This window comes from Gracilinema caldarium DSM 7334 (genome assembly GCF_000219725.1).
Classification (GTDB): Bacteria; Spirochaetota; Spirochaetia; order Treponematales; family Breznakiellaceae; genus Gracilinema; species Gracilinema caldarium.
Genome location: NC_015732.1, coordinates 1,280,293 through 1,303,104 on the forward strand (window position 1 = coordinate 1,280,293; position 22,812 = coordinate 1,303,104).

At 44.9% G+C, this 22,812-nt stretch carries 21 protein-coding genes and 1 tRNA gene; 16 read left to right on the forward strand and 6 right to left on the reverse strand.

Annotation, left to right across the window (positions count from 1 at the left end; genetic code table 11):
- The first annotated feature begins 3 nt into the window (after window positions 1-3).
- From folE2 to SPICA_RS05805, 5 genes are read left to right on the forward strand one after another with little or no spacing between them, the layout of a single operon-like run.
- Window positions 4-819: a GTP cyclohydrolase FolE2 gene (gene folE2 / locus SPICA_RS05785; protein WP_013968591.1), complete on the forward strand. Its 816-nt coding sequence runs from the start codon at window positions 4-6 to the stop codon at window positions 817-819.
- Entirely contained in the window at window positions 812-1,162 is a 351-nt protein-coding gene (locus tag SPICA_RS05790) for a hypothetical protein (RefSeq protein WP_013968592.1), read from the forward strand. Before folE2 ends, SPICA_RS05790 begins: the two co-directional genes overlap by 8 nt.
- Complete coding sequence (miaB, locus tag SPICA_RS05795; RefSeq protein ID WP_013968593.1) at window positions 1,159-2,487, forward strand: tRNA (N6-isopentenyl adenosine(37)-C2)-methylthiotransferase MiaB; 1,329 nt, start codon at window positions 1,159-1,161, stop codon at window positions 2,485-2,487. Before SPICA_RS05790 ends, miaB begins: the two co-directional genes overlap by 4 nt.
- Window positions 2,472-2,825 carry an ABC transporter permease gene (locus tag SPICA_RS05800; RefSeq protein ID WP_013968594.1) on the forward strand — a complete coding sequence of 118 codons (354 nt, stop codon included), beginning with the start codon at window positions 2,472-2,474 and terminating at the stop codon, window positions 2,823-2,825. Before miaB ends, SPICA_RS05800 begins: the two co-directional genes overlap by 16 nt.
- Window positions 2,826-2,837: 12 nt before the next feature.
- Window positions 2,838-3,785 carry an SPOR domain-containing protein gene (locus SPICA_RS05805; protein WP_013968595.1) on the forward strand — a complete coding sequence of 316 codons (948 nt, stop codon included), beginning with the start codon at window positions 2,838-2,840 and terminating at the stop codon, window positions 3,783-3,785.
- Window positions 3,786-3,798: 13 nt separating this feature from the next.
- Here the strand turns inward: SPICA_RS05805 and SPICA_RS05810 are convergent, their stop codons facing one another.
- Genes SPICA_RS05810 through SPICA_RS05820 form a run of 3 tightly spaced genes read right to left on the reverse strand, consistent with a single transcriptional unit; the run spans window position 3,799 to window position 6,907 of the window.
- A complete protein-coding gene (locus SPICA_RS05810) occupies window positions 3,799-5,298 on the reverse strand; it encodes a pallilysin-related adhesin (protein WP_013968596.1) in 1,500 nt (499 codons plus the stop codon).
- On the reverse strand, window positions 5,295-6,284 hold the full coding sequence (locus SPICA_RS05815) for a DHH family phosphoesterase (RefSeq protein ID WP_013968597.1): 990 nt from the start codon (window positions 6,282-6,284) through the stop codon (window positions 5,295-5,297). The genes SPICA_RS05810 and SPICA_RS05815 overlap by 4 nt, the downstream gene beginning before the upstream one ends.
- Before the next feature lie 11 nt (window positions 6,285-6,295).
- The gene (locus SPICA_RS05820; protein ID WP_156789633.1) at window positions 6,296-6,907 is read right to left on the reverse strand and encodes a vWA domain-containing protein; all 612 of its coding nucleotides are present in this window, start codon (window positions 6,905-6,907) and stop codon (window positions 6,296-6,298) included.
- Window positions 6,908-7,048: 141 nt separating this feature from the next.
- On the opposite strand from SPICA_RS05820, the gene cfpA reads away from it, so the two are divergent.
- The 3 genes from cfpA to SPICA_RS05835 all read left to right on the forward strand — a co-directional run bounded on the left by cfpA (window position 7,049) and on the right by SPICA_RS05835 (window position 12,813).
- Window positions 7,049-9,094 carry a cytoplasmic filament protein CfpA gene (gene cfpA, locus SPICA_RS05825; RefSeq protein WP_013968599.1) on the forward strand — a complete coding sequence of 682 codons (2,046 nt, stop codon included), beginning with the start codon at window positions 7,049-7,051 and terminating at the stop codon, window positions 9,092-9,094.
- A 62-nt stretch (window positions 9,095-9,156) separates the two neighbouring features.
- Window positions 9,157-10,164: a hypothetical protein gene (locus SPICA_RS05830; RefSeq protein WP_013968600.1), complete on the forward strand. Its 1,008-nt coding sequence runs from the start codon at window positions 9,157-9,159 to the stop codon at window positions 10,162-10,164.
- Between the two features lie 15 nt (window positions 10,165-10,179).
- The gene (locus SPICA_RS05835; protein ID WP_013968601.1) at window positions 10,180-12,813 is read left to right on the forward strand and encodes a putative PEP-binding protein; all 2,634 of its coding nucleotides are present in this window, start codon (window positions 10,180-10,182) and stop codon (window positions 12,811-12,813) included.
- A gap of 120 nt (window positions 12,814-12,933) precedes the next feature.
- Here the strand turns inward: SPICA_RS05835 and SPICA_RS05840 are convergent, their stop codons facing one another.
- From SPICA_RS05840 to pta, 3 genes are read right to left on the reverse strand one after another with little or no spacing between them, the layout of a single operon-like run.
- A complete protein-coding gene (locus SPICA_RS05840; RefSeq protein WP_013968602.1) occupies window positions 12,934-13,500 on the reverse strand; it encodes a hypothetical protein in 567 nt (188 codons plus the stop codon).
- 19 nt (window positions 13,501-13,519) lie between these two features.
- Complete coding sequence (locus SPICA_RS05845; protein ID WP_013968603.1) at window positions 13,520-15,469, reverse strand: tetratricopeptide repeat protein; 1,950 nt, start codon at window positions 15,467-15,469, stop codon at window positions 13,520-13,522.
- A gap of 6 nt (window positions 15,470-15,475) precedes the next feature.
- The gene (gene pta / locus SPICA_RS05850) at window positions 15,476-16,474 is read right to left on the reverse strand and encodes a phosphate acetyltransferase (RefSeq protein ID WP_013968604.1); all 999 of its coding nucleotides are present in this window, start codon (window positions 16,472-16,474) and stop codon (window positions 15,476-15,478) included.
- Window positions 16,475-16,689: 215 nt separating this feature from the next.
- On the opposite strand from pta, the gene SPICA_RS05855 reads away from it, so the two are divergent.
- The 8 genes from SPICA_RS05855 (at window position 16,690) to SPICA_RS05890 (ending at window position 22,788) form a co-directional block, all read left to right on the forward strand.
- Window positions 16,690-17,481: a prephenate dehydrogenase/arogenate dehydrogenase family protein gene (locus SPICA_RS05855; protein WP_013968605.1), complete on the forward strand. Its 792-nt coding sequence runs from the start codon at window positions 16,690-16,692 to the stop codon at window positions 17,479-17,481.
- Window positions 17,462-17,827 carry a bactofilin family protein gene (locus tag SPICA_RS05860; protein ID WP_013968606.1) on the forward strand — a complete coding sequence of 122 codons (366 nt, stop codon included), beginning with the start codon at window positions 17,462-17,464 and terminating at the stop codon, window positions 17,825-17,827. The genes SPICA_RS05855 and SPICA_RS05860 overlap by 20 nt, the downstream gene beginning before the upstream one ends.
- A 3-nt stretch (window positions 17,828-17,830) precedes the next feature.
- The gene (locus SPICA_RS05865; RefSeq protein WP_013968607.1) at window positions 17,831-18,481 is read left to right on the forward strand and encodes a tetratricopeptide repeat protein; all 651 of its coding nucleotides are present in this window, start codon (window positions 17,831-17,833) and stop codon (window positions 18,479-18,481) included.
- Between the two features lie 3 nt (window positions 18,482-18,484).
- Window positions 18,485-19,915: a tRNA (N(6)-L-threonylcarbamoyladenosine(37)-C(2))-methylthiotransferase MtaB gene (gene mtaB, locus SPICA_RS05870; RefSeq protein WP_013968608.1), complete on the forward strand. Its 1,431-nt coding sequence runs from the start codon at window positions 18,485-18,487 to the stop codon at window positions 19,913-19,915.
- Between the two features lie 90 nt (window positions 19,916-20,005).
- Window positions 20,006-20,725 carry a hypothetical protein gene (locus tag SPICA_RS05875; RefSeq protein ID WP_013968609.1) on the forward strand — a complete coding sequence of 240 codons (720 nt, stop codon included), beginning with the start codon at window positions 20,006-20,008 and terminating at the stop codon, window positions 20,723-20,725.
- 15 nt (window positions 20,726-20,740) lie between these two features.
- A complete protein-coding gene (locus SPICA_RS05880) occupies window positions 20,741-21,907 on the forward strand; it encodes a hypothetical protein (protein ID WP_013968610.1) in 1,167 nt (388 codons plus the stop codon).
- A gap of 54 nt (window positions 21,908-21,961) precedes the next feature.
- Window positions 21,962-22,034 (forward strand) — tRNA-Lys (locus SPICA_RS05885).
- A 205-nt stretch (window positions 22,035-22,239) separates the two neighbouring features.
- Window positions 22,240-22,788 carry an O-acetyl-ADP-ribose deacetylase gene (locus SPICA_RS05890; RefSeq protein ID WP_013968611.1) on the forward strand — a complete coding sequence of 183 codons (549 nt, stop codon included), beginning with the start codon at window positions 22,240-22,242 and terminating at the stop codon, window positions 22,786-22,788.
- The last annotated feature ends 24 nt before the right edge of the window (window positions 22,789-22,812 follow it).

Here is a 22,812-nt window from a genome sequence, read left to right on the forward strand (position 1 = left end):
AATATGGCAGAAACCTGCTCCTGCCTGATGGAGGATGTGCAGAACCAGCGGGATGACCGGGATGTACCCCTTTCCAAGGTGGGCATTAAGGGAGTCCGTTATCCCATACGGGTTCTGGATAAAGCCAAATCGGTTCAGCACACCACCGCCACGGTAGACCTCTATGCGGATCTGCCCCGGCATTTTAAGGGAACCCACATGAGCCGCTTTATCGAGGTTCTGGAACGGCATAAGGCGGACCTCTCCATGCCCCGGTTCCTGCAGATGCTTGATGAAATCCGCACCGACTTGGAAGCCGAATCGGCCTTCGGAGCCATAGCCTTCCCCTACTTTATAGAAAAGGCCGCTCCGGTGTCGGGCCTCACCAGTTCTATGGTTTACGAATGCCGTTATGAAGGGAGCGTCAATTCCCGGGAAAAACACTTTATTGTCCAGGTTTCGGTGCCCGTTACGACGGTGTGCCCCTGTTCCAAGGCAATCAGCGACCGGGGGGCTCATAACCAGCGGGGTATTGTTCGGGTAGAAGTTGAACTGGGTCCCTTTTTTTGGATCGAGGACCTGATCGATATCGTAGAACAGTCCGCATCCAGCCCGGTTTATACCCTGCTGAAACGGGAGGATGAAAAGTTCATCACCGAACAGGCCTACGATAATCCCAAGTTTGTTGAAGATCTGGTCCGGGATGTGTATATTGGAATAAAGGCTCTCAATAAATTCCCGCGCTTCTCCGTGGAGGCGGAAAATTTTGAGAGTATCCATAATCATAGTGCCTTCGCATACGCCGAGTATGGGAGGCAGAAGGAGCAGAACCATGAATGATATCGTTCCTACCAATGTCCTGGCTAAACAGGGCGTAGCCGCGGTCGGAGGCATTGCCGGCGGTATTGGGCTCATGATACTGGGTGGCTTGCCTTCGCTTTTTGGCATCATTGCCGGCGGGGTTGTTGGACTTATTGGTTTAGGCGCCATGGGGTCCCATGACCCGGCGGATAAACGGGCAGGGCTTATTGCCCTGGTGGCAGGAGGCCTGACGATACTGTCAAAGGTTGGTATTTTTTCCGGCCTGGCCAGTGGGTTCCTCGGACTCGCCACGGTGGGCCTCTTTGGTATGGGAGTCTGGAATGCATTTAAATTTTACAAAGGATTAAAGAGCCGAGCGTGACCTATTTTTTCGAAACCTATGGCTGTCAGATGAACATTGCCGAATCAGCAGCCCTGCAGATGATATTAAAAGAACGGGGCTGGAAGGAAGCCAGCTCCGCAGAAACAGCGGATTTAATACTGCTCAATACCTGTTCAGTCCGGGCTACTGCGGAAAAGCGGGTTATGGGCCGCCTTGCCCAGTACCAGGCAGATAAACGAAAGCGCCCCTTTACGCTGATTGTTGCGGGTTGTATGGCAGAGCGGCTCGGGGAAAAGCTTAAAGAAAAGATCCCCGCCGTGGACTATGTCATGGGAACTCAAAGCCGGTCTGTATTCCCTCTGATTCTTGATGCTATTGAGGGGGGTAAGCCTCTGGTCCTTACAGACGAGAAGCCTGCGTTTTCTTTCTCTTCCTCCCATCTAGAAGAAGGCCAGTTCCGCAGTTTTATTCCCATCATGCATGGGTGTAATAATTTCTGTTCCTATTGTATCGTCCCCTATGTCCGGGGCCGGGAAATATCCCGGGATCCCCAATCCATAGTTGATGAAATTAATCTATTGGCGGACCGAGGGGTGCGGGAAATAACCCTCTTAGGGCAAAATGTAAACTCTTATCTCTGGAAGCAGGATTCCCACAGCCTCGACTTCCCGGATCTTCTGGAGCTGGTAGCCACCACGGTAGAAAAGACTCCCATCCGCTGGGTTCGATTCCTTTCAAGCCATCCGAAGGACCTGTCTTCCCGGGCTATTGAGGTTATGGCCCGTCACCGGGTTTTTGCCCGTCATCTACATCTCTGTGTCCAGCATGGCTCTGACCGCATACTGGCTGCCATGAACCGCCGCTACACTCGCAGCCGTTACCTGGAATTGGTGCAGGAAATCCGCAGAGCCATGCCGGACATCAGTCTTTCTACGGATATCCTCATTGGTTTTCCTGGCGAAACTGAAGAAGACCTTCAAGCTACGCTCAACCTTATGGAAGAAGTACAGTTTCTCTATTCCTATATGTACCACTATAACCCCCGGGAAGGGACCGCTGCCTATGAGCTTCCAAACCGAATACCTGAACCGGTTAAAAAAGAACGGCTCGCTCGGGTAATCGAACTGCAGAAACAGCATACCAAAGCCCAGCTGAAAAGCCGGGTAGGGCAGAAAACAACAATACTTCTTGAAGGAATTTCACGCAAAAATGCCGATGAGTTATTAGGGCGTACAGAACGGGACGAAATGGTAGTGGTCCCCGGTTCACCCCAGTTTATCGGAACCTTTGTGGAAGTGACCCTTTCATCCTTGCGGGGCAATACCTTCCATGCCAAGGAGTTTGTACCATGCCAGGACGTCTGATCGGAATTGCCATAGGTATTGGATTACTAGTCGCCTTTATTAGTCTAAATCTTCACAATGTCACCGATATTTCTTTTGGCTTTTTTACTCTGACCAGCATTCCTGTGTTTCTGACAATTCTGGCGTCCTTCGCACTGGGGCTCATCGCCGCTCTGCCCACTGTTTTTTCCGCATGGCTCTATGCACATCGGCTTTCCAAACAAGTTCAGAATCAAATTCCAACAGAATCCCAATCTCATACAAAACAAAAACGGCAGAGAAGAAGTACTTCGAAGGAATCCGCTAGGGATTCTATTAGAGATTCTATTATTGATGAAAAAGACTATGGTATTGATTAGGTTGGTTTTTTGATGAGATACCTTGTGTCCCTATCCATCATACTCTGTATACTCAATACTGCTTTACTCTTAGCCCAAACTCAGTCTGTTTCTGAACTGAAGAGTCTCGCCCAGGATCTCGAACAATATCAGAAACTGGTACAGACTAAGGATCTGCCAGGCCCCCAAAAGAAGGCAGCCTGGCTATCCTTGGCACAATTGCAGGTTGTAAACGGAGAATATATGTTAGCCGCCACTGGCTTTACAGAGGCAGCATTTTCTGTAACTGGCAGTCGGGATGACAAAGCCCTTGTAAAGGCAGCCCAATGTTATCTTTATGCTGGTGATGTTGAACACGCTTCATCCCATGTAAAAACGCTCTTGCTTACGTCCCAAGATAGTCAGGTTATCGAAGAGGCCCAGCGTCTAGGACTCCTGATTGACATACTTCGGGGAGAGAACAACGCTCTGCAGCATCTTGAACAAATTAGACAAAGCTCGAAATCCTTCGAGCAAAAACCAATCTTATTATATATTTTATATATACTTACTGGTAAAGAGGAATACGCGGATATTCTTAAAAAGAACTACACTGACAGCATAGAGACAGCCATGTTAGAAAATAAGCGGGTGGTATTCAAGTATTCTCCCCTCTGGCTGTTGAGATTATCTGATGTGAATTTACAGCCCCTTACAGATGCAACATCAACTGTAAAAGTCCCTGAAAATGAGCGTACAACACAACAGGAGCAAAAGAACTCCTCAGAAGTATTATTACAGGTCGGGCTTTTTAGTCAGCAAAATAACGCTCAGCAAATGGCAGACCGGTTACAAAAAAAAGGATTTACAGCAACAATCGGTAAACGAACCCTAAAGGATACCTCCTATTGGGTGGTAACCATACCCGGTGGGACTCATTACAACGATACCCTAATGCAGCTTAAGGATGCTGGTTTCGAAGCGTTTCCGCTTTTTAATTAACGTTATATAGCTTTCACTGTCGAATGAGCGTATAAAGCAGCGTTCCTTCATTGTAATTTTCTATTCCTTTCACGCTAAGCTGAACCCTGGTTAATTCCATAACCTGTTGTGGTACAGATCCTTTGCTAATCTGTCGTCGAGCTACCTTATATACTTCTCGATTTGTTGAACTGGTAATTCCTGAATAACGCAATTCTAATAATTCAACACCATCCTGCAAATAGAACGAATAATTTCCTTTTATCGATTTCCCCTGGCTTATTTTTTCAAACATACCGTTGGTATCAAACAACAGAGTACCTGTACTACCCTCGTATCGGGCAGAAATCCAGGAAGGTACCGATTTGGCTTCGGGATTGAATGTTGTAGTTTGGCTCACTTTTTGATATACCCCATCCCAATGGCCGCTAATACCAATTTTTAATTGTACATCCTCAAAAATGCGGATAGCGATACTATCCCGGGATTCAAGACTAATATCTATTAAGCGCCGTAAGGTAGTAACCGAAAGATTCTGACTGCTTATGTAAACGCCATATCTGGTGGGACTTGAATTTTGCCAGCGGTAAATTTCCTGGGTCGTATCTTCATGAAAGATTATTTCTCGTTTTACAGGATCAAAATAAACATACCGTTTTGCATCTTCCTGAGAACCAGTATAAAACCAGAGCCCAGAGAGGAACTGTTCAAATTTCCCAGCGGTACCATCCAGCAGTTCCCGGATTTGCCGTTGTTCTATTTGATTCCCCGCAATTCTTGCAGTCCCAATCCGTTCGTAGACACCGGACTCATTATTATAGGCGTATTTTATTTCGATCTGATCCATAAGATTGGTTGATTCCAAATCTCTGCCATAGGTCGAAATTGTAAAAGCTGATCCTGATGCAATTCCCAATTGATACGCCTGGCTCCGTTCTGCCTCATTAATGACAATAGAACCATCAACCTTGAGTTCTGCAATCTTACGTAGTACATTACCAGAACTTGGCAAAAGAAATGCAGTTAGTGTTTGTTCGCCCGAATCATTAAGTCCTTCTAGGATAATACAATTACTTCTGTTCCCTAAAAGATCTTTAATGAGAAGCCGTGCTGTTCTTGGCTTTGTGGCAATCGAAGGCTGTTCCCATACTTTTTTATAAATACCGGTACTTTCATCAAAATCAATATATGCAATACTCAATGTTGAAGCCGTATCAGTATTTTTTCTGAAAGCAATAACCTGTTCATCCTGGGGATCACTATCCAAATTTTGAGTGATGATTGCAACTACTTGTTCATCACTAGCCAAAGCAATCTTAGAAAGGTTTAAATCTTCAAAGGCCATCAGTTCTGCAGCAGAATCTTCTACCGTATCGGCTTTCTCAGTTTGTAATTGGGGCGTAATAACCCTTGCTTGACGAGTCAATTCAACTTGATTAGAAAAATGTTGTTTATTGATGAGAAAAAAAACAATAACACCCGCCGTTATAATGAAAAAGAGGGGAACAAATAAATTGATATGCCTATGTTTCATGCCATTCCTAAAGCTGCCAGTACCTTTTGTATCACCATTGTACGGGTTTCTTCAAGTCCCAAACTGCTTTTAAAGCCAGCGGCCATTTTATGACCTCCCCCGTTAAACTGTTGGGCCAATAATGACACATTCACTTTCCCTTTAGACCGAAGCGAACAACGTACCAAACCTTCCCGATTCTGTTTAATAAGAATAGATACTTCTATTTCTTTAATTTGTAATGGAATATTGATGAAATTTTCTGCATCTTCATAGGAGGCATTGGTTTCTTCCAAATCCTTCTTTGTCATGACCTGTACCGCAAGACTACCATTTCCGAGGATTTCAAGACTCGAGAGGACCCTTTTTTGTAATAAAAGCACGGAAATACTATTGCTTTCAAATAAATCTCGGTAAATTTCGTGGGGTATTGCACCGGATTGTACCAATAAAAGGGCAGTTTCAAAGGTCTTTGCGGTAGTTTTTGAATAGATAAAGGACCCGGTATCATAAAGTAAGCCCGCATAGGCAGGAATAGCTACATCTTTGGTAATGGGAAGATCCGCAGCTTGAACCAGATCGATAAGTATTTGGGTCGTCGATGCGGCACTCGCATCTATGTAACCATCAAGATGAGTGAAGGGGCTTTGCTCATGGTGATCAATGATATACACCCCTTGCGCGTGAGGCAAAGCCTCATCAAGCATGCAGCCGAGGTTAAATTCATCAGAGGTGTCTACAATGATTATCCCACCAAGTTCGGGAAGATGAAAATGCCGGCTGCTATCCCAATGTTCGATAATGCCATCGGGATCTAAAAAGGCAAAACGGATCGGAACAGGATCAGCATTAATCACATGAACGCGCTTTTGCATTGTTTTTAATAGATGATACATGATAATCTCAGCACCTATACCATCTGCATCTGGCCCTGTATGGGTTGTAATAATGAATGAATCATAGGTATTAATGAATCCGAGAATATCCCGAACCGTTTTCAAAGTCATATCCTTTGGTATTAATTTCGCTGCTCTAGAGAATTCAGAAAAGCCTGATATTCTGTAGTTGCAGCCTTAATTTTTCCATCTAAATTAAGACCAATAACAACGAGTTTCCAGCCAGGAAAATCATCTACTTTGGAATATCGTAAAAGATCTTCCAATTCCTTGTCATTTTTCTCATGAACCGCTGTTGTGTTATCTGTTCCAGTAATTAAAAGTGCAACCCCAAGAGCCTTAGGATGGACTTTTGTGAGATCCCTTCGTCTTGCCTCTTTAATTGCGCCTGCCAGATTTGCATATGCATCTTGGAGCCTAATACTTTGTAAGGATTTTTCAAGACCCTGGGAACTTTCTGGACCTGTAAAGGTGATGTCAGATAGAATGTGTGTTGTTGTTCCTGCGCTGATAATGGTGATCATATCATCTTTTTGCAGTATGGAATCCAAGAGGCTGCTGCGTATCCAGGACAGGGCTTCTGCATAATGGCTTGAGAGGGAAGAACTTGTATCTATAATGAGATACAAATCGATAGGACCGCTCCGTACATCTTCAGCATAATTAAAAAAACTGAAGCAAAAGAGCATAAAAAAAGATATCCAAAATCGTCTACTTCGTGTTATACTTCTCATATATCCTTACTTTAACACATTTTTGCGTAAAGATGGCACAAAAAAATAAAAAACGCTTTACATTTTTACGCCAATGTTGATAATCTAATAGAGTAAGGATTGTAAATCAAACGGAATCACCGTTAATAAGGAGTCAGGATTATGGGAGCCATTGACCTGCCCAAGAGCCCGAATGTATTTCATCCCGAGAAACCGAGTGCTGTAGGTTCACGGAACTCGTTAGCCCAGGAATACCGGGACCAGCAGAAGGAAGTGAACCAACTCCTCGAAGAGGAAACGAATAAAGTACTCCACCATCTCCAGGCCAAACTTCCGAAGGAAGTACTGGAACGGTTGGATGTTATGGGTGGTATTAAGGAGAAGTTGTATAACTACTTCAACCAGAATTACCAGAACATGTTCAATCGGTACATGGTAACCGCCGAAGATGAAATGGTCAAAAAAATCCGGAACTATATCGACAAGGAAGAAACAAAGGTCCTTGCCCGGTATACTCCCAAGGAAATTGCAGACCTTCTCGACCAGGTCGGTGGTGCGGATAAGTTCAATACCGGTGAAATCGAAAAGTCCATCGTTAATATGTATGGACACCTGCAGGGGCATATCCAGCGGGGTATCAATGACCTGGAGAACCTTACCAACAGCCTGCTTCGCCAGAAAACTGACGTTGGTGCCTTTATTCGGGGTGAAAACGCCTACTCTGTTGTAAAATGTGCCTTTAAGGACAACATTGTAAAACCCAAGACCGTAACCGATGTAAAGCTTTCAGTGAACATTCTGGATTCCGAGCTTATTAGCCCAATTTTCCATTATCAGGTAACCGTCGAATACCTCATTAAAGATCTCATTTCCAAACATATTATCGATACCATCGATAAGGAAATCGAGAAGCTTAAAGATGAGCGGATTGATCAGGGCCTTGATGAGCTTTCAGACAGTGAAATTATCTTCGCCAAGATCAATAAGGTAGAAAATTACACCGATGACAAGGCTGATGATCCCAAGTCTAAGCGGTACAGCATTATTGCCAAAGCGCTCATGGATCGGATCAATGACCTCCGTGCAGAAATTGACCCTGCCACCTTTGATCAGCTCAATGTCCGGGAAAATATCAAGAAAATTGTGGATATGGAAAATATCCGTAACCGGGGTTTCAATACAGCCATCAACTCGATTACCTCTATTCTGGATACTTCCAAAATGGGGTATCAGTACATCGAAAACCTCAAGAATGCCCGGGAACTCATTATCCGGGAATATGAAGACACCGATGTGGCCAACCTTCCCGATGAACGGTATCAGATCAGGCTTCGTTATTATGATAATGCCCAGCTTATCGAAGAACGGAAAGCCTATGATGTCCAGCTCAAGAGCTTCGAAACTGAAGTTCAACATCTGTGGGATGTGCTGGATATGATCTATGAAGATTCCAAGTTCCTTACCCGGGTAACTGACTTTGCAGATCTGGCTAAGATTTACAAGAAGAAGATCCGCAAGAACATTAAGGAACGGACCGGTGATCCTCTGTACGAAGATATCGCCAAGGTATGGGACGAAATTTCCTTCATAAAACCCGCTGAAACAGAAGTTGAACGGATGAACCGCACCTATCTCTACGAAAAGGACAAGCTGCGGCACAAGCTGATTCTAATGCGGGAAAAAATGAAGAATATGTATGGATATCAGTATCCGATTCAGCGCCGGGTTATGGAAGAACGGCTTAACTTCCTTGAAAAGGAATTTAACCGCTTTGATTATATGATTAACCCCTATCATATCCAGCCCGGTTTGCTTTTGGATGTGGATATTACTTCCATTAAGCGGAAAAAGGCTACCTTGGATGGTATGGCCAACGTGCTCAATGAATTCCTCCATGGTGTATCCAAGGGATTCCAGGATGCAGCTTTTGCTTCCTTCAGCCGCCGCCGGTCTACGGTCCGTCAGGATATTGCCCAGTCCTTTGCTGCAACTCCTGAAGAAGGACCGGCTGCTCTTGACCCAGGTAAGGCATACCTGGATATGCTGAACGCTGAAGATAATAAAAATCTTGTTTCTACCTTAGCTGAACCTGCTCCTAAGGTATCGAAACCCCGCGGTAGGGCTGCTAAAGGTGTAGTTGATGCAAAACCTGCAAAACGGGGTCGAAAATCCCGTTCTGCCGGAAGTGATGGCTTAAAAGAAGTCTAAGCTCGAACGGCTCAATGATGACGCCCCCTAAAATGGGGGCGTTTTTTCTAGGAGGCTACTATATGACACAGATGGCGGGATCTTTGGATGTTTTATCCACACGAAATGGTTTTAACACTGCAGTACGGCATATAAAAAAAACCTTATCCATTATCGATACTCTTTCGACAAGCACTAACCTTGCAGATATTTTAGAAGAAGAAGGCGAAGATCTTACAAATGAACAGCGACCAGTAATTTTAAGGATGCTATTAGCTGATAAAATGGGCTATAAAACTGCATCGGCAAATCTTACTGACGTTGCTAAAGACATTTCAAGTTTCACAGACGAAATTGCCCGCTGGAAGGCAGTTGATATTGTTATAACTTATTATCACCCTGATATGGGGGTGTTAATTGCAAACCCGAAAAGAAAAGAAAGTTTGTTATCTCTAGGAACTTTAAAAAAACATGAACTATTAGTTGTTTTTGTTGGTAAAATGGGAAAACCAACCGATGAGCTCTGTGAAAGGGCAGCACAACTTGTATTGGCCATGTTTCAGGACATGAAAGTAAAAATTCCAGAAGCGTTATATAAGGGTGAATTCACCGTTAAACAACCAAAGGCTCAAAAAAAGTCTGAAACAGTAAAACCGGTAGGAAATACAATAAAATCTCGAAAAGGTATACAAGAAAAGAAAGAAAAAACACCTGTCCAAACTACTGCTCCTGTAGCACAGGGCTCATCACAAACCTCTGCACTACGTATGACCCCTATGTATTCAGTGGTTGTACAAAACGAACTATTTCACAATGGTAATGTAGAAGCATGGAAACGTATTATTGAAAGCTATAAAACCAAATATCCTGATCTCGAAGTTTATATTTATTATGAAGGAGAACGGATCATCAATATAAATTCCCTGTTCAAATGGGGAAAGGTAAAACATGGGAGTACTATCCAGTTTGCCGTTGCTGGTAAAGATATAAAAGATGTTGCAAAATTACAGCGATATCTTATGCAAGGCGCCAGTCCACAATTTGAAGCGTTTCTAAAAGGGCCGGTTAGTACTGTTTTAAAGTTGTTCTAAGTTCAGGAGGATTAAATGGATAACCGTATACATTTCTTTAGTTCCCTCGATGTGATTCCTAAAAAAGTTGATAGCGAATTATTAGGCATTCGTGGTAGACAGGCCAACGAATTTGCTGAACTTGGTTTTCCAATTCTTCCTGGTTTTATCATAAATACGCAATTAGCGTCTCAGCTCGATAAAGTTGATATTAAAAAGGATGTTAAATTTTTATTGGAAAAATGTGCTTCGATTGTTGGAAAAAAGTTTGGGGATCCTGAGAATCCTATGCTTATTAAAATTGTTGTCTCTTCGAACCTTGCTGTTTCTAATTATCCTACACTGCATAATTTTGGTCTTGTACGATCGGTGATTCCAGGTTTTGCAAAATGGGTTGGAGAAACCTTCGCCGCCCATGAAGTTCTTTTTATGGTAAGGGGTATTTTAAAAATAGAAGAACAACTAGCATCAATCGTGAATGATACTGAAAAATTAACTACTTATAAGGATTTACTTGCTAAACTCGCTAAGGAAATTGATTCGGAACATCCTGCAAAATCAGCTCTGGAATATATGGATTTTTATGGCCCCTATGTGCCAGCGGAATTTTTTGACTCCGCCGATAATCAGCTCATGATTACCCTTCGAGAGCTCTCAAAATTGCTTTCTTTGGATAGTCAAAATGATAATGATACAGCTCTCATGATTCAGCCTATGGTGTACGGAAACTATGGCAAGGATTCCTGTTCTGGGGCTTTTTTCAGCAGAAACATCGTAACCGGTGAAAAAAAACTGCAGGGTGAATTTTATCGTGAAAAATTTAATGAAATAGGAGCGACAGGACAAGATATTGAAAAAATTGGTCCGGAACATTTAAAACAACTTCAGAAAATCGCCTGGACCTTAGAGGATAAATTTAAAGAAATTCGTCAAATTCGCTTCACCGTAGAGAAGGGTAAACTGTGGCTGATTGAACAACGTCCGGTAGATCAGAAATCTACCCAGGCAGATATTAAATTGTTGCTCGATCTTGCTAAGCGTAAAATTATAGATAATACCTATGTGGTCAAAGCAATTCAACCACCTCGGCTGAATGAAATACTCCATCCGATCATCGATCCTTCAGCGATAAAGGGACTTCCCAAATGGAGTGGAGGTATCGCAGGAGCTCCTGGAGCTGCTATTGGGCGGGTATATTTCAGCACCGATGCACTTCTAGAAGCCCATAAAGTAGCATTGCAGAAAAATGAAGACCATCGATTCATTCTAGTAATGCCAGCAACCTTTGCTGATGATGTTAAAGCCATTGAGGTTGCTACGGGGGTTCTTTCCTGTGAAGGTGGTTATTCGGCCCATGCTTCAGTCGTAGCTCGCCAGTATGGGAAGGTATCGGTTGTTATTCCTGCCATGAAAATTCGGGGGAAGAAAGCAACGATTGGGGATATCAGTTTCTCAGAAGGTGATTATATTACCTTGAACGTACCCTATTATGGTGATCCAACGGTGTATCTGGGGCAAGCTAAATTGATAGAACCGGATCCTTCTGAATCAGGCCTTCTTGAGTTTATTTCCATTGCTAAACAGTTTGTCAATGGTTTCCATGTACGGGCGAATGCTGATAGTCCGCGGGATGCCAATCTGGCGCTCTCCTTTGGAGCAGAGGGTATAGGTCTCTGCCGGACCGAACATATGTTTTTCCATAAGGATCGGATTAACGTGTTTAGGGAAATGATTTTATCAGATTCTCTGGAAGAACGTTCTACTGTTTTGGAAAAACTTCGACCAATGCAGCGGGATGATTTTTATGGGATCTTTAAGGCTATGGCCGGCAAAGAGGTCACCATCCGGCTCCTGGATGCACCACTGCATGAGTTCCTGCCTCACAATGATGAAGAGCTTGCTGCATTTATGACCTATCTAGAAAAAACTAAAGGCAAGAAACCTAATAAAGCTGAATTATTGGCAAGGATCGAAGCCCTTGCAGAATTTAATCCGATGTTGGGGCATCGGGGCTGTCGTATTGCCGTTTCCTATCCAGAAATTTATGCAATGCAGGTAAAGGCAATTTTCGAAGCTGCTTTTAAGTTGCGCGATGAAAAAATTGAAGTATTCCCTGAAATCATGGTTCCTATTGTGATGAATGCCAATGAACTCAAACTTATTGCCTTTGGTAAAAAGATTGAAGGGAAAAATTATCATGGTATTGTTGATGTAGAAGAGGAGATCCGAAGTGAATTACAGAAAAAACCGATTCCTTATCGAATTGGTACCATGATTGAATTGCCTGCTGCCGCCCTTGGGGCTGGTGAAATTGCAAAATATGGCCAATTCTTCAGTTTTGGTACCAATGATCTTACCCAAACCACCCTTGGCATTTCCCGTGATGACTTTACCTCCTTTATGCCTGACTATACCCTCTTTGATCTCCTGGAAGGGAATCCCTTTAGCACCCTGGATCCTCGGGTTAAGGAACTCATCGTTATGGCTGTAGAGCGGGGTAGGATGACAAGACCCGATCTGGTCTGTGGGCTTTGCGGTGAACATGGTGCAAATCCAGCCAATGTCCGGTTCTGTATTGATGCAGGATTGAATTATGTATCCTGTTCATCCTATTCAGTTCCTATAGCGTTGCTTGCAGTTGCTCAGGCAGAACTTGAAAGGACAAATTAGGGGGTCTTAAAAAAGAGGGGCTGTCCATGAGTAAGGACAGCCCCGTTCATTTCGAATACACAAAATCAACTTTACCATTTTTAATACATAAATATTCCCGGATAATTGCTATATTTTAAATTATTCCTGGTTAAAATCGCCGGTAAAATTCATAGTATTTTTAATTATATCCACAGTTTTCACCGCGGCTTTTTTTGCATCGGCCATGGGAACTCCTGCTTCTTTGTTGTAGGTTTTTTCGAAGAATATGGCAAGGGTGTCATATAAATCAGGTAAACTATAAAAGGCTAAGGCAAAGTTAATGCCAGTTGGTTTTAAAATGGTAAATGATGAAAATGAAATGATCGGTTTTTTTGCAATCATAACCCTGGTCTGGTTCTTAGCAATTATCTGTTCTAATTCACTGAACCGTAAAGGAATCTGTTCATGGGATGACCGAACATAGGGCTCTATAGCTTTGTGAGGATAATTTGGTGGTTCAATAAGTACGTGTAATTTTTTGCCATTGGTCTGAAAGGTTAGTCCTTCATCGGTTAAATAAATTGATTTGACCCCAGAATATGAAACAATTTCATATCGTGAGTAGGCCGACGTATTGCTGAAAAATGAGGAAATAATATATCCCTCATCTTTTGGTAGTTTATCTTGAGCGTATGCTTCGAAGAGATCCATCGCTTTGCTTGGCATTGTTTCCTCCAGTTCCTAATTATAGTTTTTTTTTCGAATTCGGCAACTTATTTTTTACGTTTTCCCGTATTTTTGCCTCATTCTCATACCGATCGGCCATTTCTACAATTCCTTGTTTTTTGTATATATAGGCCATTCGATGATATGGCCGTGGATCCAGAGTATTCCGGGCAGCTGCTTCTCGATAAGCATCCAGGGCTTGTTCAATTTTTTTATCCCGATGTGCGGCGTCCCCAAAGGCAAGGGCAACCTCTACAGATTGTTTAAAATGTTTTACAGCTTTTTCAAGTATAGCATAGGAGTATTGTTTCATGTTTGATCTGTCCAGACAACCGATGAATTCGAGAAGAACTGGTATGTTTTGTGGGTCTTCTTTAAGTACTCCCTTAAGAAGTATAGCCGCATCCCGATACCGTCGATTTTTACGATATACATACGCCAGGAGCCGCCTGAGGGTGGTATTGGTAACATCCCATGTAAACAGTGATTCCAATTCAGTCTGAGCCATTTCAAACTGCCCATGTTTTATAAGGAAGAGGGCGTATTCTCTGCGAATGTTTCGATTATCGGGCCAACGTTCAAGATAGGACTTATAGCGTTCTATCAATTGTTCCACCGCATCCTTTTCATCATCCTGTACCAGCTGTTCCAATGATGCAATAGAACCAAGATAGGCCCGTTCATGGTTGGGCTGTACTTGTATGGTTCGTTTATACCATCCCTCTGCAAGCTCAGGTAATCCGACATGGAAATATCGTTGTGCAAGGGCAAACATAAGCTCCGGACTTGGACCAGTCGTCCGAATCGCTTGCTGAAGTTGGGTAATTACAGTCTTGTCATCCTGAGATGTATGGTCAATCAAAAGAGCTGTGAATCGCTGAATAATTGCTGGATCACCATGTAACCGCTGTAGGATTGTAAGGGTTTTGTGGAGTGTATTCCAATCTTCCCGTTCCCAGGCAAGCATGAGTTGGGCATAACGGAGTTCTACTTGCTGGCCAGCCATCTCCAGAGCTTTGGAAAGGTGATTATGTGCAGTTTCAAGATCCCCCATATTGCGAAGAGCTTCTGCGTACATGGCATGAATCATAGGGTCAGAGCCTCGTTTCCTCAACCAAAGTCCGCAGGCTTTGGCAGCCCTGCTCCATGCACCTTCGGCAAGAAAAGACCGAATCATAAACCGTTCAACTAATTCGGCATTCCAACTCAGTTCCGGTACTTCACCGCCGAGTTCCCGTATGGTTTCAATTTCTTCCAATGCATCCTGGGTCTTGTTCAAAGCCATAAGTAGCGTAGCCCGATACCATCGAATACTGACATCATCTGGAGCTAGTTTACATGCAGCAGAATAGTGTCCAAGTGCAAGATCATAGTGACCTGACTCCCGATATATACGACCCAGTTCAAGATGGGGAAGGGGGGCTTCAAGGCCGTTATCCAGCACAAACTGAAGCATCTGGGTCCCAAGATCGGTTTCTCCCAATCTACAAAGTTTAATTCCCCTCACAAGGAGTGCATTGAGATAGGAGCGATAGAATTTCTGATTTTCCGGTGCGAGTTCAACTGCCTTTTGTAAATATTCTACTGCTTCTCTGGATCGCTTGTTTTTAAGGCAGGCAATCCCAAGCATAGCCAGTATCTGAGGCTCATTGGGGCGAAGATCCAGAGCTTTTCGTAAGAGGGGTAATGCATGCTGGTTCATCCCCAGAGCAAGGTATGTCCTCCCTGCAAAGAAATAACCTAGTGCAGTGTTCGGTTCTAGGCGAATATAATCGCGAAACAATGCCAACGCTCGGGGATATTGTTGTAAGGTATGGTACGCTCTGCCCAGAAGCAGTACAACTTCCGGTTCTACCGCTTCCTGCTGGGCGAGCACTTCTTCCAGAAGCTGGGCTGCACCGGAATAATCTCTTTGCCGTCCCAGCTCTAAGGCTTTCTGAATATAATTGGTTTCGTTGTTCCTTTGCACAGGCTCTTATTTAACCCTTGCAAGGGTGACTGCAGCGGTTACCACGATATCTTCTACAGAACAGCCCCGTGAAAGATCGCTGATTGGTTTTGCAAAACCCTGCAGGAAGGGCCCGAAGGCTTCCGCTTTTCCAAGCCGTTGAACCAATTTATAACCAATATTGCCTGCTCCAAGGTCAGGGAATACGAGGGTATTCACCTTGCCCCGTATTGGACTGCCGGGCGCTTTCTTATCAGTTACTGAAGGTACCAGAGCGGCATCGGCTTGCATTTCACCATCTATGAGGAGTGAAGGATCTCGTTTCTTTGCTAGTTCCAGAGCTTCCCGTACCTTAAGAACATCGGGGTGGTCTCCTCCTGAACCTTTCGTGGAGAAAGAAAGAAGCGCTACAGCAGGTTCTGCCCCGAGAAATTCCCGGCAAGACTGAGCTGCAGAAAGGGCGATTTCTGCTAGCTGCTCTGCAGTGGGATCGGGAACTACGGCGCAGTCAGAGAAAATCAGTGCCCCATCGACACCCCAGGTTTTATCGGGGCTCTGCATGACAAAGCAGGAAGATGCGGTCTTGGAACCGGGAACGGTGCCGATAATGGCTAGCCCTGCCCGCAGCACATCGGCGGTGGTGCTCTCAGCACCAGCCACCATAGCATCCGCATCCCCTCGATGAACCATCATGGCTCCCCAGCGGAGTTGAGCTGTAATATCAGTTTTGGCCTGTTCCGGGGTCATTCCCTTATGTTTTCTCAGTTCGTAATAGGTCTGTGCATACTGGTCTTTTTTGTCTGATGTGGAGGGATCTACAATGATGATCCCCTGGAGGGATACCCCTTCCTTTTCTGCCACAGCCTTAACAGCGTCTGTAGCGCCAACCAGGGTAACTGAAGAAGCCAGATGTTCATCAAGAATAATACGGGCAGCCCGTACGGTGCGGTATTCGGTTCCTTCCGCAAGTACTAGCCGTTTCTGCATTTTTTTTGCTTTTTCTTTCATCTCTTTAACAAAATCCATGATGGACTCCTTGTAAAAATTGTATACATGGTACCAAACAATGCATCAATCTATTGTTTGGTCTTTTTAGAATACTCTTCTTTAAGCGCTCCTGCAAGTCGCCCCGGGGTGCTCTTCTCTAAGTCACCCTATGATAGACCTGTTCATAAAATGCTACTGCACGACTTAGGTGACTCCTCTTGTGAAGGGGCCTTACTTTCTATATACTTTCATCTATGACAGTTGGTGTATTTGGGTTGGGCCGTTTTGGATCCTTCTGGGCAAGTCTTTTATCAGAACGTTTTTCTGTGATCGCCTATGATCGGGATCCGGATATTAAGCCGCCTCAGAGGGTACGTCGGGTAAGTTTGGAAGCATTAGGAAACTGTCCTATAGTATTTCTTTGTGTTACCATTCGTGCAGTTCCTGAGGTGTTACAGGTTATAGCGCCTTACCTGGCGAAAAATACTATTATTGCTGATACCTGTTCGGTAAAGGTTTTACCAGGAAAATGGCTCCTGGAATACCTGCCTCAGGAGACACCAATTTTGGCAACCCATCCCATGTTTGGTCCTGAATCTGCTAAGGATGGTCTTGAGGGACTTGCCATTATGATAGATCCCCTGAGGCTTGATGCAAGGCAGGCCCAGTTTTGGGAAGATGTCTTTGCTGGTTTGGGTCTCACCGTGGTACGGATGACCTGTGAAGAACATGATCGTGAAGCGGCCTATAGCCAGGCATTGACCCACTTTGTGGGTCGGTCGCTGTATCGAATCGGTTTGCCTGAGACCCCCATTGCGACCCGATGGTACAAAAAATTGCATAGTGTAGCGAAACAATGCGTTCGAGATTCCCATGTACTTTTTGAAGATATGCAGACATTGAATCCCTTTGCTCAAGAAATGAGACGCCGGGTAGTACAGGGTTTTATTGATACTCTGCAAGACTTGGGTGACCCTTCTACACAACAACTCATACAAATTGATGAAAAAATCCGGGAGGAGCCACATGACCGATGTTCAGAATGACAAATTAGACGATGAGGACTTTGATACAATCCTATCCAGGGATATAGAATTCACCGGTACCCTTGAATGTGATAAACCCTATCTTATCAAGGGACATGTTACTGGCGAAATCCGGGCTAAGGATATCCTGGTAGTGGATGAAGGAGCGGTCGTTCAGGCTAATATCACCGGTAGTCGTATTATTATCAGCGGAAGCGTCACCGGTAACATAGAAGCCTCGGGCCGCGTGGAACTCACCGCTTCAGGAAAACTGGTTGGTAATGTTACCGCCCCAGAGGTGTATATGGAAACCGGATGTAATTTTAACGGTGCTTGCACCATGACTAAGGAAACTGCAACGGAATAATACATGGGTACTTTACAGAAACATTTATACTTGCGTGGATTATTTACGGTCCTTTTTTTTGTTAACCTATCGTTATTTTTACAAGCCCAGGAAAAACCCGATGCACTTCAAGCGTATCGGAATGGTAATTATGAAGAAGCTATTGGGATCTGTAAGCAAGAAATACTGGAAAATTCCTCGAATTTGGAATCCTACGTGGTTATGAGCTGGAGTCTCGTAAAGCTCGCCCGATATGACGAAGCCCTGGGATTTGCAAAAAAAGGCCTTGAATTAAATCGATATGATGTGCGGGTTATCGAAATCCTGGGAGAAATCGCCTATTTTCAAGGTCGCAACAATGAAGCGGTCCGCTATTTTCAGCAGTATATAACCCTTGCTCCCGAGGGGAGTCGGATCGATGTGGTCTATTATTTTCTTGGTGAACTTTATATCCGTCTTGGTCGTTACCGCCATGCGGATATTGCCCTGACCACTGCGGTCCGGTATGTGCCAGGAAACGCCCTTTGGTGGAACAGGCTTGGATTTGCCCGGGAAAATGCTGGTGAAGTACGGAATGCCATAGCTGCCTATGAGAAAGCCCTCTCACTCAATCCGAATCTTGCCGATGCCCAGCGGGGACTGGAACGGTGCAAACAAAGCCTTACAGGCCGGTAATACATGCTCAGCGTTTGCTTTCATACCCTGGGCTGTAAACTGAACCAGCTCGAAACCGAATCCATTGCCGAGTCCTTTAAAAAGGAAGGCTTTGCCCTGGTAGATTGGGGTGATGCTGCTGACATTTTTGTAATTAATACCTGTACCGTAACGAGTAAAGCAGAGCAGAAGGCCCGTCGCATGATCCGCAAAGCTCTCAGGGACAATCCTGCGGCCTGTCTCATTGCGACGGGATGTTATGCCCAGCTGGACGGCAAGGCCCTGGAAAGCCTCGCTTCGGATGGCCGTATCTTTGTCGTTTCTGGGGACCTAAAATCGGTTCTGCTCGATCTGCCGGCTTACCTCATGGACAATGGTTGTACATCGGTTAATGTCATCCCCTTGATGCACCGTTGGATATTGGATTGGTATGGGACCCAGGAAACGTCGGGAGCTGTTCCTCCTCAATCGGTAGACCCCTTCCGTTTTAATGTACAGGACTATTCCTTTCATAGCAGAGCTTTCCTTAAAATACAGGATGGATGTAACAATGCTTGTGCCTTCTGTCGGGTTCGGCTTGCCCGGGGCCGCAGCGTAAGTTTATCTGCACCGCTGGTTTTGGAACGGCTCCAACAGTTGGAAGCCCATGGTTTTGCCGAAGTGGTGCTCACCGGTGTGAATTTGAATCAATATAAAGATGGAGCGATGGATTTTACCGCCCTGCTGGAATATCTACTCGGAGGAACCAAAAGCATCGCCCTGCGCATTTCCAGTACCGAGCCAGAGGGGGTTGATGAACGGTTTTCAGCAGTTTTTGCCCATCCCCGGATACGGCCCCATATCCATCTTTCGGTGCAGTCCGGCAGTGATCGGATTTTACAGAAAATGCGTCGCCGGTACCGGGCAGAAAAGGTGAAAAAAGCGGTGGAATTACTGCGGCAGGCGAAGGGGGACCCCTTTATTGCTTGTGATATCATTACTGGTTTTCCTGGTGAAACCGATGATGACTTTGCAGAGACCTATGAACTGTGTAAACAGCTGGATTTTAGTTGGATCCATGCTTTTCCCTATTCACCCCGGCCTGGAACCGAAGCCTATACGATGCAGGACCGGGTCAGCGAAACGGTCTCAGGGCAACGGTTGGACCGGCTTCTGAAACTGGCTGAAGAGGGAAAGGCTGCTTACATAACGCGCTGGATCGGAAAGAAAGTGTCGGCCATTGTAGAACACAATCATAGCGATAATGGCTTTGTGGTGGTTACCGATAATTATTTAAAAGCTTGGATTCCTCTTGGGGCTGGATTGTCCCATCCCACCGCCAAGAAGAGCATTACCTGTACAATACAAAGGGCTATTGATTCTGTTGACCCTATAAATGATATCCCCCATGATAGTATAGATGTTGTAGCTCGATGTTTAGATACGCAGTATAACACGTTTTATGGATATACATGAAAAGATTCCAGGGTTATATTTGATGATTTGTGCATAAATGGTATATACTTATAGTATGGAGCTAGTGAGCTGTCGTAGGGGAGGTTGAAAATGGATTTTGCCCTCTTAAAAAAACACCTGTCTCTTTTTTTGATAGGTTTCATTTCTTTGCTTTTCTTAGGTTCCTGCAGACAGTTCTTTACAACGAGTCTTGCCCCCTGGGCAGCTCGGGATCCCTCATCTCTTATCCCGACCGTAAGTTCGGACAATATAAAAGAGCTTTTGGAAAAATCAGCCAACAACCCTGATCAGTCTCTCGCCCTGCTCGATAAGATTGCCGATGCGGTTGCTGCAGCTTCTGCCGCCGATGCGGCGGTTCTCCAGGCCGCAGCTCTCGAGGTTGCCTCGAACGCCAGCGGGGTGGCTACTGCGGTCCTGTCCAATACGGGGGACCTGCTGGAAGCGCTTGATAATGATGATGATATCATTCCAATAGTTTCCACCGCTATTGCAGGGTTATCAAATCTGGGGGAATCCGCAGCCCTCCTGGCTCAAATTTTGCCGGACCCAGGGACCGGCGCCTTTAATGCCTTTGTCGCTCAGGCTACCCCAGAAGCCTTGGCCATGGCGGCTATTGTACTCTTGGCAGCCGAAGCCCAGGCTTCAGGCGGGGTGGAGAGTTATATTAATAGTTTTGATCCCAATTCACCAGATCCGGGTACAGAAACCCTTGCGGTCGCCCTGGCTGAGGCCGCCGCTACAGCCTATGCAGCCTCTGGCGGTACGGGGCCCTTGGCGGACATGCTCTCGGGCTTGAACTTGACACCATAGGACGGGAGGTCATCGATGCGGCATCGCCTGGTTATGCAATACGCTATACGCGATCTGTTTCTGCTTTGTGTCTGGGCTCTTGGCGTGCTTATACCCCTCTTTGCCCTACCGGAGCGGCCCTTCGATTTCCCTAATGCCCGGCTTGCTGCCCTGGGGGGCCGCCATGGGACACTGGTAAATGATTTTACCGCCCTCTTTACCAACCCAGCTGGTTTTATTGAGGCAAAGGAAGAATTTAGTGTTTCCGAATTGAGCCTTTCCGTATATGGTCCCGTCTTTGATATAGCCGACACCTTGGTAAACTATTTTGGTTCCTCCGGATCCCTCGATATTTCTGGTATTGTAGGCCCGGGAGGGCTTGCAACGGGGCTTAACCTTTCAGGTCCCCTTGCTTTCGGCTGGGTTGGCCGGGGATTGGGGTTTGGCCTTTTTAATCGTACCGTAGCCGATGCGGCCACCCTTGGATCTACAATAAAGGTCCAAGCTGCCGAAGAATTTTTAATGACCGGTGGTTATTCATTCAGGGTAATAAATAGAGCTAATTCCATCTTGGATGTAGGATTTCTTGGGAAAGGCTTTGTTCGAGGACGTTTACCCTTACAGGCTTCCATTCTTTCTGTTACTGATTTATTCAATGGCAATCCCCTTGACACCCAACCCTTTACTAATATTTTAGGAGTAGGTATCGATTTAGGAATCCTGTATCAATATAATCGAAGTTATGCTGTTTCACTTGTCTACCATGATGCCTATTCACCGGTATTGGTGGTCCCCTATAGTTCTACCAGTGCGTTTATTTCTGGAGATACTGCAAGCGGTTCCGGTACTTATAATACGATCAAGTCAAGTCTAGACATAGGTTTTTCGGTAACCCCTCAGTTCGATATGCTTAATCGCTACGTATCACGATGTACCTTTATGGCTGATTATCGGGATATACTCGATCTTTGGGCCCTTATTCCTCGAAATCCCATTCTAAATATCGGTGTAGGGATAGAAATGGTGGTTCTCGATGCGTTAAGTCTCAGGGCTGGAATCGCCGATGCCTTGCCTGCCCTTGGGTTTGGAATAGACTTTTCGGTGATGCAGTTTGATTTTGCTATGCGAGGTGTTGAGCTCGGCCTTGATCCAGGGGTACAGACAACCTATGCGGTGGATCTGGGACTTATTTTTAGGTATTAAAAAATAGAAAACCTATTGACCAAATTTTAGCTTTCGTGTAGTGTACCGGAGCACGGGCTGCTAGCTCAGTAGGTAGAGCAACGCCCTTTTAAGGCGTGGGTCACTGGTTCGAATCCAGTGCAGCTCATGTAATAAGCCGTCTTACCAATGTAAGACGGCTTTTTTATTTTAGAGGTACTTCTATATACTTCATTCTTGGAGGCGTCCTTATAACTTCCCATTAGATGTTTCCCTCAGTCCCCTATCATAACCTAACGCTGAATAAGAGTAATGTAATGATTGCCTATAAGGGTTTATAATGAATCTAAAGACCCGAAAGAGGAGTTTCTGACATGTCTACAAACCAGGTGAAAATAATTGAAGTTCTGAAAGGTGATATCACCTCCCTCAAGGTTGATGCGATCGTAAATGCGGCCAACTCGAGCCTTCTAGGTGGGGGTGGAGTAGACGGAGCTATTCATCGTGCCGCAGGACCTCAATTGCTTGAAGAATGCCGGGTTATTAACAGAACTCTGGGAGGCTGCCCCACAGGTAAGGCCGTCATCACCGGTGCAGGAAACCTGCCCTGTACCTATGTAATTCATACGGTGGGTCCCGTGTGGTATGGAGGTACGTATAATGAAGCAAATCTTCTAGCTTCCTGTTACCGCGAAAGTCTGCAGCTAGCCGAAGCTCATCACTGTACTAGCATAGCCTTTCCCAACATTAGTACCGGTGTGTATGGGTATCCCAAGCTTCTTGCCGCAGAGGTTGCACTACAAACTGTAAAACATGAATTAATTCGGTACAATTCTCTCAAAAAACTTGTTTTTATCTGTTATGACGATGAAAACTACCAAATCTATCTGAACTTGCTGGAATCTGATCGAATACACCTCTAACAATGGTTATATAAATAGGCGCTC